At 72.2% G+C, this 14,180-nt stretch carries 17 protein-coding genes; 7 read left to right on the top strand and 10 right to left on the bottom strand.

The window, feature by feature from the left end; all coding sequences use genetic code 11:
- Positions 1–20: 20 nt before the first annotated feature.
- Genes BXA10_RS02005 through BXA10_RS01990 form a run of 4 tightly spaced genes read right to left on the bottom strand, consistent with a single transcriptional unit; the run spans position 21 to position 3,594 of the window.
- Complete coding sequence (locus tag BXA10_RS02005; RefSeq protein WP_076466847.1) at positions 21–662, bottom strand: response regulator; 642 nt, start codon at positions 660–662, stop codon at positions 21–23.
- Positions 659–1,927, bottom strand: coding sequence for a sensor histidine kinase (locus BXA10_RS02000; protein WP_076467344.1), 1,269 nt, complete (start codon positions 1,925–1,927; stop codon positions 659–661). Before BXA10_RS02000 ends, BXA10_RS02005 begins: the two co-directional genes overlap by 4 nt.
- An 11-nt stretch (positions 1,928–1,938) precedes the next feature.
- Positions 1,939–2,673: an ABC transporter permease gene (locus BXA10_RS01995; protein WP_076466845.1), complete on the bottom strand. Its 735-nt coding sequence runs from the start codon at positions 2,671–2,673 to the stop codon at positions 1,939–1,941.
- 12 nt (positions 2,674–2,685) lie between these two features.
- Entirely contained in the window at positions 2,686–3,594 is a 909-nt protein-coding gene (locus BXA10_RS01990) for an ABC transporter ATP-binding protein (protein ID WP_076466843.1), read from the bottom strand.
- 154 nt (positions 3,595–3,748) lie between these two features.
- On the opposite strand from BXA10_RS01990, the gene BXA10_RS01985 reads away from it, so the two are divergent.
- The 4 genes from BXA10_RS01985 (at position 3,749) to mca (ending at position 6,755) form a co-directional block, all read left to right on the top strand.
- On the top strand, positions 3,749–4,540 hold the full coding sequence (locus BXA10_RS01985; protein ID WP_076466841.1) for an EI24 domain-containing protein: 792 nt from the start codon (positions 3,749–3,751) through the stop codon (positions 4,538–4,540).
- Between the two features lies 1 nt (position 4,541).
- Positions 4,542–5,057, top strand: coding sequence for an O-acetyl-ADP-ribose deacetylase (locus BXA10_RS01980; protein WP_076466839.1), 516 nt, complete (start codon positions 4,542–4,544; stop codon positions 5,055–5,057).
- A gap of 167 nt (positions 5,058–5,224) precedes the next feature.
- Positions 5,225–5,842 (top strand): TetR/AcrR family transcriptional regulator, encoded by a 618-nt coding sequence (locus BXA10_RS01975; protein ID WP_217696717.1) that lies wholly within the window; start codon positions 5,225–5,227, stop codon positions 5,840–5,842.
- Between the two features lies 1 nt (position 5,843).
- Positions 5,844–6,755: a mycothiol conjugate amidase Mca gene (mca, locus tag BXA10_RS01970; protein WP_175649079.1), complete on the top strand. Its 912-nt coding sequence runs from the start codon at positions 5,844–5,846 to the stop codon at positions 6,753–6,755.
- On the opposite strand, the gene BXA10_RS01965 is transcribed toward mca, so the two are convergent.
- From BXA10_RS01965 to BXA10_RS01960, 3 genes are read right to left on the bottom strand one after another with little or no spacing between them, the layout of a single operon-like run.
- Positions 6,691–7,596, bottom strand: a complete 906-nt coding sequence (locus BXA10_RS01965; RefSeq protein WP_076466835.1) for a GNAT family N-acetyltransferase — start codon at positions 7,594–7,596, stop codon at positions 6,691–6,693. The genes mca and BXA10_RS01965 overlap by 65 nt on opposite strands.
- The gene (locus BXA10_RS32380; protein WP_281251404.1) at positions 7,589–7,714 is read right to left on the bottom strand and encodes a hypothetical protein; all 126 of its coding nucleotides are present in this window, start codon (positions 7,712–7,714) and stop codon (positions 7,589–7,591) included. The genes BXA10_RS01965 and BXA10_RS32380 overlap by 8 nt, the downstream gene beginning before the upstream one ends.
- A gap of 58 nt (positions 7,715–7,772) precedes the next feature.
- Positions 7,773–8,534, bottom strand: coding sequence for a maleylpyruvate isomerase family mycothiol-dependent enzyme (locus tag BXA10_RS01960; RefSeq protein ID WP_076466833.1), 762 nt, complete (start codon positions 8,532–8,534; stop codon positions 7,773–7,775).
- A gap of 70 nt (positions 8,535–8,604) precedes the next feature.
- On the opposite strand from BXA10_RS01960, the gene BXA10_RS01955 reads away from it, so the two are divergent.
- Positions 8,605–9,696 carry a UDP-N-acetylmuramate dehydrogenase gene (locus BXA10_RS01955; protein ID WP_076466830.1) on the top strand — a complete coding sequence of 364 codons (1,092 nt, stop codon included), beginning with the start codon at positions 8,605–8,607 and terminating at the stop codon, positions 9,694–9,696.
- A gap of 137 nt (positions 9,697–9,833) precedes the next feature.
- On the opposite strand, the gene BXA10_RS01950 is transcribed toward BXA10_RS01955, so the two are convergent.
- Entirely contained in the window at positions 9,834–10,394 is a 561-nt protein-coding gene (locus BXA10_RS01950; protein ID WP_076466827.1) for an NADPH-dependent FMN reductase, read from the bottom strand.
- Positions 10,395–10,490: 96 nt separating this feature from the next.
- On the opposite strand from BXA10_RS01950, the gene BXA10_RS01945 reads away from it, so the two are divergent.
- The gene (locus tag BXA10_RS01945) at positions 10,491–10,967 is read left to right on the top strand and encodes a MarR family winged helix-turn-helix transcriptional regulator (protein ID WP_076466825.1); all 477 of its coding nucleotides are present in this window, start codon (positions 10,491–10,493) and stop codon (positions 10,965–10,967) included.
- A 63-nt stretch (positions 10,968–11,030) separates the two neighbouring features.
- Here BXA10_RS01945 and BXA10_RS01940 read toward each other — a convergent pair whose 3' ends face one another.
- A complete protein-coding gene (locus BXA10_RS01940) occupies positions 11,031–11,828 on the bottom strand; it encodes an O-methyltransferase (RefSeq protein WP_076466823.1) in 798 nt (265 codons plus the stop codon).
- The gene (locus BXA10_RS01935; protein WP_076467339.1) at positions 11,825–12,598 is read right to left on the bottom strand and encodes an SDR family NAD(P)-dependent oxidoreductase; all 774 of its coding nucleotides are present in this window, start codon (positions 12,596–12,598) and stop codon (positions 11,825–11,827) included. Before BXA10_RS01935 ends, BXA10_RS01940 begins: the two co-directional genes overlap by 4 nt.
- Before the next feature lie 190 nt (positions 12,599–12,788).
- Here BXA10_RS01935 and mshA point away from each other — a divergent pair, with 190 nt between their 5' ends.
- A complete protein-coding gene (gene mshA / locus BXA10_RS01930; RefSeq protein ID WP_076466821.1) occupies positions 12,789–14,153 on the top strand; it encodes a D-inositol-3-phosphate glycosyltransferase in 1,365 nt (454 codons plus the stop codon).
- Positions 14,154–14,180 lie beyond the last annotated feature (27 nt).

Genomic DNA, 14,180 nt, shown 5'->3' with positions numbered 1-14,180 from the left:
TCCATCCTGCCCCGGTGGCCTCACCGACCGCCGGGGGTGAGCAGGCCCCGGTCGTACGCGGCCGCCACCGCGGCGGCCCGGTCGTTGACGCCGAGCTTGGCGTAGACGTGCAGCAGATGGGTCTTGACCGTCGCCTCGCTGATGAACAGCTGGGCCGCGGCCTCCCGATTGGACGAGCCACGGGCCACCAGGGTGAGCACCTCCAGCTCGCGCTGGCTGAGCGGCTCCTCGGCCGGGGCCCGTAGCCGTCCCATCAGCCGACCCGCCACGGCGGGTGAGAGCACGGATTCGCCCCGGGCGGCCGCGCGTACCGCACGGACCAGTTCTTCCCGGGGTGCGTCCTTGAGCAGGTAGCCGGTCGCGCCGGCCTCGACCGCGGGCAGCACGTCGGCGTCGGTGTCGTAGGTGGTCAGCACGAGGACCTTGGCGGCGCTGCCGGAGCGGGCAAGCCGACCGATCGCCGTCACCCCGTCCATGCCGGGCATCCGCAGGTCCATCAGCACCACGTCCGGAGTCAGGTTGGCGGCCAGCGCGAGCGCCTCCGCGCCGTCACCGGCCTCGCCGACCACCTCGAAGCCCGGGTCGCCGGTGAACATGCCGCGCAGCCCGTCCCGCACCACCGGGTGGTCGTCGACGATGAGCAGTCGTACCGGGACGGTCAACCGGCACCTCCGGGAAGCGCGGGCACGGACGCCGAGACGGCGGTACCGCCGCCCGGCTCGGACTCGACTGTCAGCTCGCCGCCGACCCCGGTCACCCGCTGTCGCATCGCGGTGAGGCCGTACCCGCCGTCCGGCTGCCGAGGCGCGGGTCGGGCGTCCGGGTCGAAGCCGATCCCGTCGTCCCGGACGTCCAGGGTGACCACGTCCGCCATGTACGACAGGGTCAGCCCGACCCGGGTCGCGGCCGCGTGCCGGGCCACGTTCGCCAGTGCCTCCTGCGCGGCGCGCAGCAGCGTCACCTCGACCTCGGGATGCAGCGGCTGGGCGTGGCCGGTGATGCTCACCTCGGTGCGCACCTCGTTGATCGCCGACCACCGCCGGGTCAGCTCGCCGAGCGCGTCGGGCAGCCGGGCGGACTCCAGCGCCTCGGGGCGCACCGCCTGCACCGAACGCCGCGCCTCGCTGAGGCTCTCTCGGGCCAGGCCGATCGCGGTGTCGACGTGCCGCTGCCAGTCGGTCCGCCGGTCGCGGGCCTGCCCGGCCGCCTCCAGCTGGGTGATGATGCCGGTGAGGCCCTGTGCCAGCGTGTCGTGGATCTCCCGGGCCATCCGCTGCCGCTCGTCGGTGACCCCGGCCTCGCGGGCCTGGGTGAGTAGTTGGGCGTGCAGGCCCTCGTTCTCCCGCATCGTCTCGGCCAACCGGCGGTTCGTCTCGGCCAGCTCGTCGACGAGGCGCTTGCGGTTGGCGTGCTGCCGCTCGGCGATGCTGCTGAACCAGACCATCGCACCGGCCGCGCCCAGGTTGAACAGCACCAGCACGCACCAGAGCAGCAAGTGCGACAGGGAGGCCGGCATGCCGCCGCCCTGCGCGGTGGCCGCCAGGACAGCCGAGAGGGCCACCCCGACGAACCGCCATATGCCGGGCAGCAACAACGAGTGCAGGAAGCCGGCCCAGCTGAAGAAGCCGTACCAGGGACTGATCAGCACCAGCACGGCGCTGAGTACGAGCAGCCCGACGTAGTAGACGAACATCAGCGTGCGGCGGGCTGCCCAACCGGGGTGCAGGTTGACGAACCAGGCGATCCAGCACGCGGCGATCGCGGCGACGAGCAGGTGCGGGGCGAGTGGGAGGCCCAGCGGTGCCGGCGCGGCCGTGGTGAGCAGCGCCCCGACGGCCAGCCCGACGTACGGGAGTACCCGGTGTAGGCGCGCCTCCCGGGCCTCCCAGGCCGACAGCCGGTCGACCTGCTCGGCGGTGCTGGTCATCGGGCCCTCGCTCACTCCCAGCGGAACAGCTTCGCCGCGGTGGCGCCTGCGATCACGGCGATCACCGTCATTATCGCGAGGTGCAGCGGTTGTGGTGCATCGGCGGTCCAGGCGTCGAGGAGCGCCTGCACGCCGGGTGGGGTGTAGTCACCGATCCGGACCAGGAAGTCCGGCAGCAGGAACCGAGGCAGATAGACCCCGCCGAAGAACATGGTCACCATGAACACCGGCACGGCCATGCCCTGCGCCGCCTTTGCCGTGCGGGCGACCGCCGCCACCAGCAGCCCCAGCGCGAGCAGGGCCGCCGTGCCGAGGACGAGGGCCAACGTGAAGCCCAGCGGGTGCCGGGGCAGCGGCACGTCGAAGGCGAGCCAGCCGACGCCGATGAGCAGCACGGCGCCGACCAGGATGGTGGCGAGCGAGATGACCAGCTGGGCGGCGAGCAGCGCGGCCGGACTGGCCGGCGTGGTGGCCAGTCGACGCAGCACGCCGCGTTCCCGGTAGGTGGCCAGCACGACGGGCAGGATGTTCACCGCCGCCATGGCGAGCGTGATCACCAGCAGCGAGGGAGCGAAGTACTCGATGAAGGCCCGGTCGCCGAACTGCGGATTCCGCTCGCGCCCGGCCGGGATCAACCCGAACACCACCAGCAGCGCGAGCGGCAACGCGATGGTGATCAGCGGCGAGGCGAAGTCCCGTAGGTAGAGTCTCGTTTCGATCTTGAGGATCTGTCCGAAGGCGTGCATGTCGGTTCTCCCTCAGTCGGCGGGCCGCTGCCCGGTCAGCTCGACGAAGGCGTCGTCGAGGGTGGACTGTTCGAGCCGCAGGTCGGCGGCGACGATCTGGTTGCGGGCCAGGACAGCCGTGACCGCGTGCAGCAGGTCGCCGGTGCCGGTCACCACCAGCTGGCCGCCGCTGCGGGTCACCGAGCTCACCTCCGGCAGGTCGGTGAAGACGTGATCCTCCACCGGGCTCGACGGCCGGAACCGGATCCGCTGCTCGGGTACGACGCGCGACACGAGGCCGCCTGGGCTGTCCAACGCGACGACGCGGCCGCCGTCGATGACGGCCACCCGGTCGCAGAGCCGCTCGGCCTCCTCCATGAAGTGGGTGACCAGCACGATCGTCACGCCGCGCTCCCGGACGCGTTCGATGAGCCCCCACGTGTCCCGTCGGGCCTGCGGATCGAGCCCGGTGGTCAGCTCGTCGAGGACGGCGATCTCCGGGTTGCCGACGAGTGCCAGCGCGACGGAGAGTCGCTGCTTCTGGCCGCCGGACAGCTTCTTGTACGGCGTGTTCCGCTTGCCGCCGAGCCCCAGGTCGTCGATCAGCCGGGCCGGGTCGGCCGGGTTCCGGTAGAACGAGGCGTAGAGTTCCAGCGCCTCGGCCACCCGCAGCCGGTCCGGCAACTGACTCTCCTGGAGCTGCACTCCGAGTCGTTGGCGGAGGCGGGCCCCGTCCCGACGGGGGTCGAGCCCGAGGACCGACACCCCGCCCCCGTCCGGGGTGCGCAGCCCGGCCACGCACTCCACCGTGGTGGTCTTGCCGGCGCCGTTCGGTCCGAGCACGCCGAAGATCTCTCCGGCCTCGACCGTGAACGACACGTCCCGCACCGCCACCAGATCGCCGTACCGCTTGTGCAGGTTGGTCACCTCGATGACCGGCATCGCACCGCCCTTCTCCGTGTTCTCGCACCTCCCAGGGTCGTGGCGTGGGCCCGGCGGGGCATCGACCGGCCGGGGACGATCAGGAGCGGCGGAGGATGACCTTCCCGGTCCACCAACCGGTTGATGTGCCGGTGGCCGATTAGGCTCTGCGTTCGTGGACGTGATCAGCATCGCCCGCCCGGTGACCGGGGCCGCCAGCCGCTTCTTCTCCGGGGCGGGGCTGCTGCTGCGAGGTGTCGGCCTCTACGTACGCAGCCCGAAGCTGATGCTTCTCGGCATCGTGCCGGCGCTGATCTCCGGCGTGCTCTACCTCGCCGCGTTCGCCGCCCTCGTCTGGTTCGTCGACGACCTCGCCGCGCTGGTCACCCCGTTCGCCGACGACTGGTCGTCAGCCTGGCGCAACGTGTTGCGGGTGGTTGCCGGGGCGGCGATCCTCGGGCTCGGTGGCCTGCTCGGCGTGGTCACCTTCACGGCGGTCACCCTCGTCATCGGCGACCCCTTCTACGAGGCGATCTCCGAGCGGGTGGAGGCCGGGCTCGGCGGCACGCCGGGCGCGGTGGAGGTGTCCTTCTGGTCGTCGCTGCGCCGCAGCCTCGCCGACTCCGTACGCCTGATGGCGTTCTCCGCCGTCGTCGGCGTCCCGCTGTTCGTCGCCGGCTTCATTCCGCTGGTCGGTCAGACCGTGGTCCCGGTCGTCGGGGCCGCGGTCGGTGGTTGGCTCCTCGCCGTCGAGCTGGTCGGCGCGGCCTTCTACCGGCGCGGCATGCGGCTGCCCGAGCGCCGGGCGCTGCTGAAGGCGGACCGGCCCACCGCGCTCGGTTTCGGGGTGGCGGTCTTCCTCTGCTTCCTGATCCCACTCGGCGCGGTGCTCGTCATGCCGGCCGCCGTGGCCGGTGCCACGCTGCTGGCCCGGCGCTCGCTCGGGCAGTCCACAGAGAGGGGATGAAGTGCGGCTCACCCTGGTCCAGGGAGACATCACCGCCCAGCAGGTCGACGCGATCGTCAACGCCGCCAACTCGTCGCTGCTCGGCGGCGGTGGCGTCGACGGCGCCATCCACCGCAAGGGCGGACCGGAGATCCTGGCGGAGTGCCGGGCGCTGCGCGCGTCCCGCTATGGCCGGGGGCTACCCACCGGCCGGGCGGTTGCCACCACGGCCGGGCGGTTGCCGGCCCGCTGGGTGATCCACACCGTGGGCCCGGTCTGGTCGGCGAGCGAGGACCGCTCGTCGCTGCTGCGTGACTGCTACACCAACAGCCTCGCTGTCGCCGACGAACTGGGCGCGGCCACCGTCGCGTACCCGCTGATCTCCGCGGGCGTCTACGGCTGGCCCGTCGAGGACGCGGTCCGGCAGGCGTTGACCGTGCTGCGCGGGGCCACTCCGGCGCGGGTCACCGAGGCCCGGCTGGTTCTCTTCGATGCGGGCACGTACGCGACCGCCGAGCGGGTCGCCGCGTCGGGCTGAGCCCCGGCCCGCGCCGCGCCAGGGCGGCACGGGCGGGCCGAGGGGCGTGCGTCACCAGGTGATGCGCAGGTTCATTGCTGTCCTCCTCTCGGTCGGTCACCCACGCTAGGTCCGGCCTATTGTTAGGGCAATCCTATTTTTAGGTCCGTGCCATGTATGCTTCCGGCGTGAGTACCGACGGCAGCCTTCGCGAACGCAAGAAGCAGCAGACCCGGCAGTCCATCTCGGACGTGGCGACCCGGCTGTTCCTGGAGCGCGGCTACGACCGGGTGACCATCGCGGAGATCGCGGCGGCGTCCGGCGTGGCGAAGATGACGGTGACGAACTACTTCCCCCGCAAGGAGGACCTGGTCCTCGACATCGCCGACGAGTTCGTCGCGCTGCTGGCCCGTACCGCCGCCGACCGGCCCACCGGGGAACCGGTGCCGGACGCGCTCCGCCGGCGTTACCAGGACGCGGTGGCGCGGCGTGAGGCGGTGGTCGGCTTCGCCGGCGCACCCTTCGTCCAGCTGGTGGAGGAGAGCCCAGCGCTCACCGCTCGCCTGCGCGAACTGTTCGAACTGCGCGAACGGGCGCTCGCCGCGCAGCTCGCCGGCGAGCCGGCGACGGCCGGGGACGACCTGACGGCACGGCTGCTCGCCGCGCAGCTCGCCGGGGCGTACCGGGTGCTCTTCCACGAGGCGTTCCGGTTGGTTCGCGGCGGGCACGACGAGGGACACCTGGCCGAGGCCCTCGCCCAGGCCGGGTCGCGCGCCTTCGACCTGCTCGCCTCGGGGGTGAAGTGACATGGCGGAATCCCTGCGACTGATGGCCGTGCACGCCCACCCCGACGACGAGTCCAGCAAGGGCGCCGCGACCCTCGCCCGGTACGCGGCGGAGGGGGTCGACGTACTGGTGGTGACCTGCACCGGCGGCGAACGCGGCGACGTGCTCAACCCCGCGATGGACCGGCCGGAGGTACGCGCCGACCTGGGTCGGGTCCGCCGGGAGGAGATGGCCCGGGCGGCGGCGCTGCTCGGCGTACGGCAGCGGTTCCTCGGTTTCGTCGACTCCGGGTTGCCCGCCGACGGCGCCGACCTACCGGTCGACGCGTTCGCCCGGCTGCCGGTCGCCGACGCGGCGGCTCCGCTGGTCGCGGAGATCCGCGAGTTCCGGCCACAGGTCATGGTGACGTACGACCCGACCGGCGGATATCCGCATCCCGACCACGTGATGGCCCACCGGATCGCGCGGTACGCCTTCGACGCGGCGGCCGACCCGACCACCCACCCCGGAGCGGGCCCGGCCTGGGCCGTGGCGAAGCTCTACTACCTGGTGTCCTTCAGCCGGGCCTGGTTCCAGGCGCTGCACGACGCGACCCGGGCCGCGGGTCTGCCCTCCGCGATGGACGAGGTGCTGCGGGAACTGCCCGACGAGCTGCCGGAGCCCCGGGTGACCACCCGGGTCCGGTGCGCCGACCAGTTCGCCACCCGCGATCAGGCACTGCTCGCGCACGCCACTCAGACCGACCCGGCCCATCCCTTCTTCGCGCATTCACGTGACGTCGAGCGGCGCGTCTGGCCGACCGAGGACTACGAACTGGCCGAGGCGCGGATCCGGGTGAGCCTGCCCGAGGACGACCTGTTCGCCGGCCTCAGGTCAACTCGCGCAGGCAGGACCACTGGGCGGCCACCGGCCGGTAGCCGAGCCGGGCGTTGACCGCCAGCATCGGCGCGTTCGCCTCGTCGTTCGAGGTGTACGCGACCCGTACCCCACCGGCCGCGGCCCGATGCAGGGCCGCCTGCTTGGTCAGCCGGGCCAGCCCGCGCCCACGGTGGCTCGGCACGGTCGCGGTGTAGTCCGACCACATCCGGTCTCCGTCCCGCTTGACCAGGCTCAACGCCACCACCTCGCCGTCAGACTCGGCGGCCGTGCTCGCCGCCTTGTCCAGGCCGAGGTTCTCCCACACGTCCCAGAGCCAGTACTCGTAGGTGAACGCGTCGGAGGACACGTCGCCCGGCTCGTCCGCGGCCGCAGCGACCTCGGCCGCGTACACGAGCCTCGGGTCCAGGTCGGCCAGCGCCCGCCACCGCACGCCCGGTGGCGCCACCGGCATCGCCGGTGCCGGACGCAGCTCGAGCGCCGAGTAGCGCAGCTCGCGACTCGGCGTGAAGCCGTGCCGGCGGGCGAAGGGAAGGGCCTCCGGCTGCGCCCAGGTGCGGACCTGGCGTACGCCGAGCGGGCGGAGGTGACCCAGCGCCGCGTCCAGCAGGGCGGTGCCGATGCCTCGACGGCGTTGCTCGGGATGCGTGTGCAGCAGGGACAGCTCACCGAAGTCGGGCTCGGACGTCCGGATGTTCCGGAACGCCGACACCCAGCCGACCACCTGGTCGTCGACCTCGGCGACGAAGGCCGTCCAGTCCTCGCCCGCCGGGGGCTCGGAGAGCATCTTCCGGGTCGACGCCTCCCCGCGTACCAGGTACGGGTGGACGAGGGCACGTAGCGCCACCACGGCCGGCGCGTCATCGGCAGTGGCGTGGCGGATCTGGAAGTCAGCCATGGTGACGCACCGCCGCGGTGAAGATCAGCCGGGCCGGTGGTTCGACGGCGGCCGCGTAGGCGTGCTCGGCGACGTCGGAGAGGCCAGAGCCGGGGATCAGGCGTAGGGGTCCGGTCACCCGGGCAGGCTACCGGCGAGCCGCCTGACCCTCGACTCATTAACCGTGCGGCCGGAGGTCAGCTGACCCGCAGGCCCTCCAGCAGGCCACGGTCGCCTGTCACGTCCAGGGTGTCGAAGCTGACCCGGCCCCAGAGGGCGAGCAGCAGATCGCTGGCGGTGCCGCTGACCAGCGCCCGCGCACGGTGATCGTCGTGGTCGAGGATGGTGTCGGTGTCCAGCAGTGCCACACCTTCACCGCGCAGCCGCAGGTACCACTGCTGTGCGGCGTCGGCCGCGACCAGCTGAACCACGCCGTGCCACTGTCCAGGGGTACGCCGCTTGCCCGCCGGTAGCCAGGTGTCCAGCACCTCGCTCACCCCGTCGGCCGCGAGCTTCGCCTCGACCGGCTCACCGGCGGCGATGGCGAGCTGGGCGTCCCAACGGTGCACCGCGGTCTCGTGCGCCGCCCGGCGCGGCCAGAAACCGGCCCGCTTCGGCTGCGGCGCCCAGTTCCACGCCGGGGCCTCCGGGTCCAGCCCTTCGAGAACGGCCACCAGCTTGTCGTACCCCTGCCGCCAATACTCCAGCGCGGTGACGCCCGGGTCCGGCGCGCCCTGCGCCGGGCGCTCCGCCGGAGCGCTGGTGACCCCGGAGCCGGCGAACGAGGAGACCCAGTGGTAGAAGGCGCCGACGTGCAGCGTCAGGTCGGCGACGGTCCAGCCGGGGCAGGAGAGCACGGGTGTCTCCGGCGGCGCCTCGGCCACCGCCGCGGCGAAGGCCGGTCCCTCCATCCGGAGAGCGCCGATCCAGAAATCCTTCGTGCCATGCAGTCTGCTCATCGCCATCCTCCCGGGGGTGACCCGGCTACCAGTGAGTGCCGCGGCTACCCCTCAGCCTAGGGTGAAGGGTGTGTCAGACGTCTACGCCCAGCCGACGACCGGAGTCGACGCGACCGACATGAATGCCCTGGCCGGCTACACCACCCTGCGCATGGGCGGGCCGGCCGGCCGGATCGTGCCGGGCAACAGCGCCGAGGAGATAGTACGAGCCGTACGCGAGGCCGGCATCCGGGACGAGCCGGTGCTGATCCTCGCGGGTGGCAGCAACGTCGTCATCGGCGACGCGGGCTTCCCCGGCACGGTGGTGCTCGTCCGATCGCGTGGGCTGCGGGTGGTCGCCGAGGACACCGACACCGTGACCGTACGGGTCGAGGCCGGCGAGCCGTGGGACGAACTGGTCGCCGCCACCGTGGCGAACGGCTGGTCCGGCCTGGAGTGCCTCTCCGGCGTGCCCGGGTCCACCGGCGCCACACCTATCCAGAACGTCGGCGCGTACGGCCAGGAGGTCGCGGAGACGATCACAGGCGTCGAGGTCTACGACCGGACGGACGGCACCGTCGGCCGGATCGACGCCGCCGATTGCGGTTTCGCGTACCGGGGCAGCATCTTCAAGTACAGCGACCGCTGGCTGGTGCTCTCGGTCGACTTCCGGCTCGCCCGCTCGCCGCTCTCGGGTCCGGTGCGCTACGCCGAGTTGGCGCGCGCGCTCGGCGTCGAGGTGGGGGACCAGGTGCCGCTGGCCGACGCCCGGGCGACGGTGCTGCGCCTGCGCGCCGGCAAGGGCATGGTGCTGGACGCCGCGGACCCCGACACCCGCTCGGTGGGCTCGTTCTTCACGAACCCGGTGCTGGACCGGGCGGCGTACGAGCTGTTCCGTGAGCGCGCCGCGGACCTGGGCGAGGCGCCCTCCTGGCCCTGCCCCGGCGACATGGTCAAGCTGAGCGCGGCCTGGCTTATCGACAAGGCCGGATTCGGCAAGAGCCACCCGGGGCCGGGCGGGGTCGCCATCTCCAGCAAGCACACGCTGGCGCTGACCAACCGCAGCGGCCGGGCCGCCACCGCCGACCTGGTCGCCCTCGCCCGGCAGATCCGCGACGGCGTACACACCCGCTTCGGCGTCACCCTGCACCCCGAGCCGGTCCTGATCAACTGCACGATCTGACCATCACCTGCACGATCTGACCATCACCTGCGCGGCGGAGCGATCGTGACGGTCGGTGACGAACGCGCCGCCAGGACCCTGGGCTGGTCCAGGGTCCTGGCGGCCTGGCAGAAGATCGCTGTCGGGCGGCAGTGTGATCACTTGCCGCCCAGCGGCGCGAGGGCCTCACTCCACGCCACGACCTGGTCGAGGGTCGTGTTCAGCGCGTCCCGCTGGAAAACGTTGGGCCTGAAGGTGCTGAAGTTCTCGAAGTCGGTGAAGAGCGACAGGGCGACCTGAGAGCGTACGTCGGCCATCTGGAGCTCGCCGGCGATCAGCCGCAGGTGCTCCACCGCCCGGGCGCCACCCACTGAGCCGTAGCTGACGAACCCGACGGCCTTGTTGTTCCACTCCTTGTAGAGGAAGTCGATCGCGTTCTTCAGGGCGCCGGACGTCGAGTGGTTGTACTCCGGAGTGACGATGACGAACCCGTCGAACGAGGCGATCTTGTCCGCCCACTCCAGCGTGTGCGGCTGCTGGTACTGACCCATGGACGGCGGGTAGACCTCGTCCAGGTGCGGCAGCTTGTAGTCGAGCAGGTCGACGAGTTCGAACTCGACGTCGGTGCGTTGCTTGGCGATCTCGTACACCCACTGCGCCACGGCTGCGCCGTTTCGTCCGGGCCGGGTGCTGCCGATGATGATTCCGATCCTGGTCATCTTCGTCTCCTCCGCTGGCGGACCCCCGGTGGAGTCCTTGCTTGGCGAAGCAACTATACGAAGTGCAATTGCTTCGTCAAGCAAGTAAACTGGAGCATGTCCAGCGTCACATCCAATCCCGCAGCCCCTCCTGAACGGGTCGAACCACTGAATCCGGGCGAAGAGGCCGTCGTGCGTGCCCTTCACCGCCTGATCCACGCACTACCTCGGGCCATCGACGCGGAACTGGTCCGCGAGCAGGGGCTTCCCCTCGTCGAATACCTGACCTTGATGAACCTCTCCGAAGCGCCAGGCCGGCGACTGCGTATGAGCGAACTGGCCACGGCCTGCGAGATGTCGCTCAGCGGCATGAGTCGCGTCGTGCAGAAGCTCGAAGCGCAGGGATTCGTCCAACGGATCAGGTGCGAACAGGACGGCCGCGGCTGGAACGCGGTGCTCACCGACGCCGGGCTCGCCCGCCTGGAGCAGGCCTGGCCCACCAACCTGGCCGCCACACGCAGGCACTTCCTCGACCACCTCGCGGGTCTGGATCTCGAAGAGCTCGCCGCGGCGATGCGAAAGATCGCAACGTGAGGCGATGGTCCACTGGCGGCGCCTCGGAGAGCGGTGGCCACGACGGCCCGAACCGGTACCTGCCTAGGCCGGGGCGACGACGGACCACGGAACGGTGAGCTCGCCGAGGCGCCAGCGCGCGGGGCGGTCCAGCAGCGGCCAGCCCGCATCCTTCAACGACTGGACGGCGTGCAACCAGCGCTGCCGCGGGCCGTACGGGGCGTAGCCGGCAGCCGTACGCCACGCGTCGTCCAGCGCCCGGATCAGGTCGTGCACCCGCTCACCCGGCACGTTGCGGTGGATCAGCGCCTTCGGCAGCCGCTCGGCCAACTCGGCGGGAGTCTCCAGGGTGGCGAGCCGGGCGGCCAGCGTCAGTGAGCGCGGGCCGTCGGCGTCGATCAGCAGCCAGCCACCCAGTCGACCCAGTTCATCGCAGGTGCCCTCCACGAGCATCCCGCCCGGCGCGAGCGCCGCGGTGATCGTCTGCCACGCCCCGGGCACCGCGCTCTCGTCGTACTGGCGCAGCACGTTCAGCGCGCGTACCAGCACCGGACGCAGACCGGCCAGCTCGAAGCCGCCCCGGGCGAAGGTGAGCCCCGGTGGGTCGGCGGCCGGCTCGGCCGCGGCCACCCGCTCCGGATCGATCTCCAGACCGACCAGCCGAACGTCAGGTCGTACGCCGGCGGCCAGCCGAGCGCGCAGCTCCACGGCGGTCACCGGGGTCGCGCCGTAGCCGAGGTCGACCACCAGCGGGTCGGCCGCATCACGGAGCAGGTCACCGCAGGTCGCCACGATCCAGTTGTCCACCCGGCGCAACCGATTCGGATTGGTGGTGCCCCGGGTGATCACGCCGTACGGGCGGCGCGGCCGCGCCCCCGTCATCCCCCCTGGCCGACCCGGTGCACCTTGTGCTGGGCGGCCTGGGCGAGCGGGCGGACCACCAAACGGTCCACATTGACGTGGTGCGGGCGGGTGGCACACCACGCGACGCAGTCCGCCACGTCCTCGGCCACCAGCGGCTCGGGGACTCCGGCGTAGACCGCCGCCGCCCGTTCCGCGTCGCCGCCGAACCGGACCAGGCTGAACTCCTCGGTCTTCACCATCCCCGGGTCGATCTCGATGACCCGCACCGGTCGGCCGCTGAGCTCCAGCCGTAGCGTGCCGGCAATCGCCGTCTGCGCGTGCTTGGCCGCGGTGTAGCCGCCGCCACCCTCGTACACGGTGAATCCGGCCGTCGAGGAGACGACCACGATGGTCCCGGCCCCGGACGCCTCCAGCGCCGGCAGCAGGGCCTGGGTGACGCGGAGCGTGCCGAGCACGTTGACGTCGTACATCCACTGCCAGTCGTCGACCGAGCCGGACTCGACCGGATCCAGCCCGCGCGCGCCGCCGGCGTTGTTCACCAGCAGGGTGACCGGCCCCGGCGCGGCCTGGGCCGCCTCCGCCAGGGCGGCGACCGACTCGTCCGAGGTGACGTCGCAGGCGACGGCGGTGGCCCGGCCGCCGGCGGCCTCGATCTCGGCGACCAGCTCGGTCAACCGGTCGGTACGCCGGGCCGCGGCCAGCACGTGGAACCCCTCGGCGGCGAGCCGCCGGGCCGTTGCCGCGCCGATCCCGCTCGACGCTCCGGTGACGATGGCGACAGAGGTCATCCGGACATTGTGACCTCCGGCGGCGGGTGCGATGCGCCCGGACGTGTCCGCGCTCACCATGAGGTCCGTCACGCCGGCGGGCCGTCCGCGCGCATTTCCCTCGTTCGATCGGGAAGATGGCATCCGGCGTACAGGTTGACCCAAGCGCCGGTCGGGCGAGACGGCATCAACCGTGAGCAGGGGAGCGGACGTGGCGGAACTTCGCACCGGCGTCGGGCGTCAACGACGGGCACAGACCTGGATGCGGCCCCGGCGGATCGCCACGCTCTCGGTGCACACCTCGCCGATGCACCAGCCGGGCACGGGCGACGCCGGCGGTATGAACGTCTACATCCTCGAGGTCGCTCGTCGGCTCGCCGAGGCGAACGTCGAGGTGGAGATCTTCACCCGGGCCACCTCCGGGGACCTGCCCCCGGTCGTCGAGATGGCGCCGGGCGTGACGGTCCGGCACATCATGGCCGGTCCGCTGGAAGGGCTCACCAAGGAGGAGCTGCCCGGTCAGCTCTGCGCGTTCACCGCCGGGGTGCTCCGAGCCGAGGCGGCCCGTCCGCCGGGCCACTACGACCTGATCCACTCGCACTACTGGCTCTCCGGACAGGTCGGCTGGTTGGCCAAGGAGCGTTGGGGCGTACCGCTGGTACACACCGCGCACACGCTCGCGAAGGTCAAGAACGCGCAGATCGCGGCGGGGGACCGTCCGGAACCCAAGGCGCGGGTGATCGGCGAGGAGCAGGTGGTCGCCGAGGCCGACCGGCTGGTGGCGAACACGCGGGTCGAGGCCCACGACCTGATCGAGCGGTACGCGGCCGACCCGGCGCGGGTCGCCGTGGTGCAGCCCGGCGTCGACCTGAACCGGTTCCGTCCGGCCGTCGGGGACCGGGACGCGGTCGTCGCCGCCGCCCGGCGCCGGCTCGGCCTGCCCGCCCGCGGCTACCTGGTGGCGTTCGTTGGCCGGATCCAGCCGTTGAAGGCACCGGACGTGCTGGTACGCGCCGCCGCCGCGCTGCGCGAGCGGGATCCCGCGCTGGCCGAGCAGCTGACCGTCGTGATCTGTGGCGGCCCGAGCGGGAGCGGACTGGACCGTCCGACCGCCCTGATCGAGCTCGCCGCCTCGCTCGGCATCGCCGACCGGATCCACTTCCTGCCGCCGCAGACCGGTGACGACCTGCCCGCCCTCTACCGGGCGGCGGACCTCGTCGCGGTGCCGTCGCACAACGAGTCGTTCGGCCTGGTCGCACTGGAGGCTCAGGCGTGCGGTACGCCGGTGCTGGCCGCTGCGGTCGGTGGCCTGGTGACCGCGGTCCGGGACCAGGTCAGCGGGGTGCTCATCGACGGGCACGACCCGGCCGACTGGGCCCGGGCGCTCGCCCGGCTGCTGCCCGACGAGGTGCGGCGGCGAACCCTCGCGCGCGGCGCCGAGCGGCAGGCGAGTCAGTTCTCCTGGGACCGCACGGTCACCAACCTGCTCCAGGTGTACGGCGACGCGGTCGCCGGGCACCGGCAACGCCTCGCCGCGCAGCTCGCCGACGATTCGGCCTTCTCCTGCTCCTGGTGAGGCCGCCGATCCCGGCGTAGCGAGGCG

This window comes from Micromonospora avicenniae, from assembly GCF_900156065.1.
Taxonomy (GTDB): Bacteria; Actinomycetota; Actinomycetes; order Mycobacteriales; family Micromonosporaceae; genus Micromonospora; species Micromonospora avicenniae.
Note: the sequence above shows the minus strand (reverse complement) of the source record. Positions and strands in the feature narration are given on the sequence as shown.

What these genes read in the sequence shown, in the direction of transcription:
- BXA10_RS02000 (WP_076467344.1), bottom strand. Translation starts at nt 1,927, where the DNA reads ATGACCAGCACCGCCGAGCAGGTCGACCGGCTGTCGGCCTGGGAGGCC.
- BXA10_RS01995 (WP_076466845.1), bottom strand. Translation starts at nt 2,673, where the DNA reads ATGCACGCCTTCGGACAGATCCTCAAGATCGAAACGAGACTCTACCTA.
- BXA10_RS01990 (WP_076466843.1), bottom strand. Translation starts at nt 3,594, where the DNA reads ATGCCGGTCATCGAGGTGACCAACCTGCACAAGCGGTACGGCGATCTG.
- mca (WP_175649079.1), top strand. Translation starts at nt 5,844, where the DNA reads ATGGCGGAATCCCTGCGACTGATGGCCGTGCACGCCCACCCCGACGAC.
- BXA10_RS01965 (WP_076466835.1), bottom strand. Translation starts at nt 7,596, where the DNA reads ATGGCTGACTTCCAGATCCGCCACGCCACTGCCGATGACGCGCCGGCC.
- BXA10_RS01960 (WP_076466833.1), bottom strand. Translation starts at nt 8,534, where the DNA reads ATGAGCAGACTGCATGGCACGAAGGATTTCTGGATCGGCGCTCTCCGG.
- BXA10_RS01950 (WP_076466827.1), bottom strand. Translation starts at nt 10,394, where the DNA reads ATGACCAGGATCGGAATCATCATCGGCAGCACCCGGCCCGGACGAAAC.
- BXA10_RS01945 (WP_076466825.1), top strand. Translation starts at nt 10,491, where the DNA reads ATGTCCAGCGTCACATCCAATCCCGCAGCCCCTCCTGAACGGGTCGAA.
- BXA10_RS01940 (WP_076466823.1), bottom strand. Translation starts at nt 11,828, where the DNA reads ATGACGGGGGCGCGGCCGCGCCGCCCGTACGGCGTGATCACCCGGGGC.
- BXA10_RS01935 (WP_076467339.1), bottom strand. Translation starts at nt 12,598, where the DNA reads ATGACCTCTGTCGCCATCGTCACCGGAGCGTCGAGCGGGATCGGCGCG.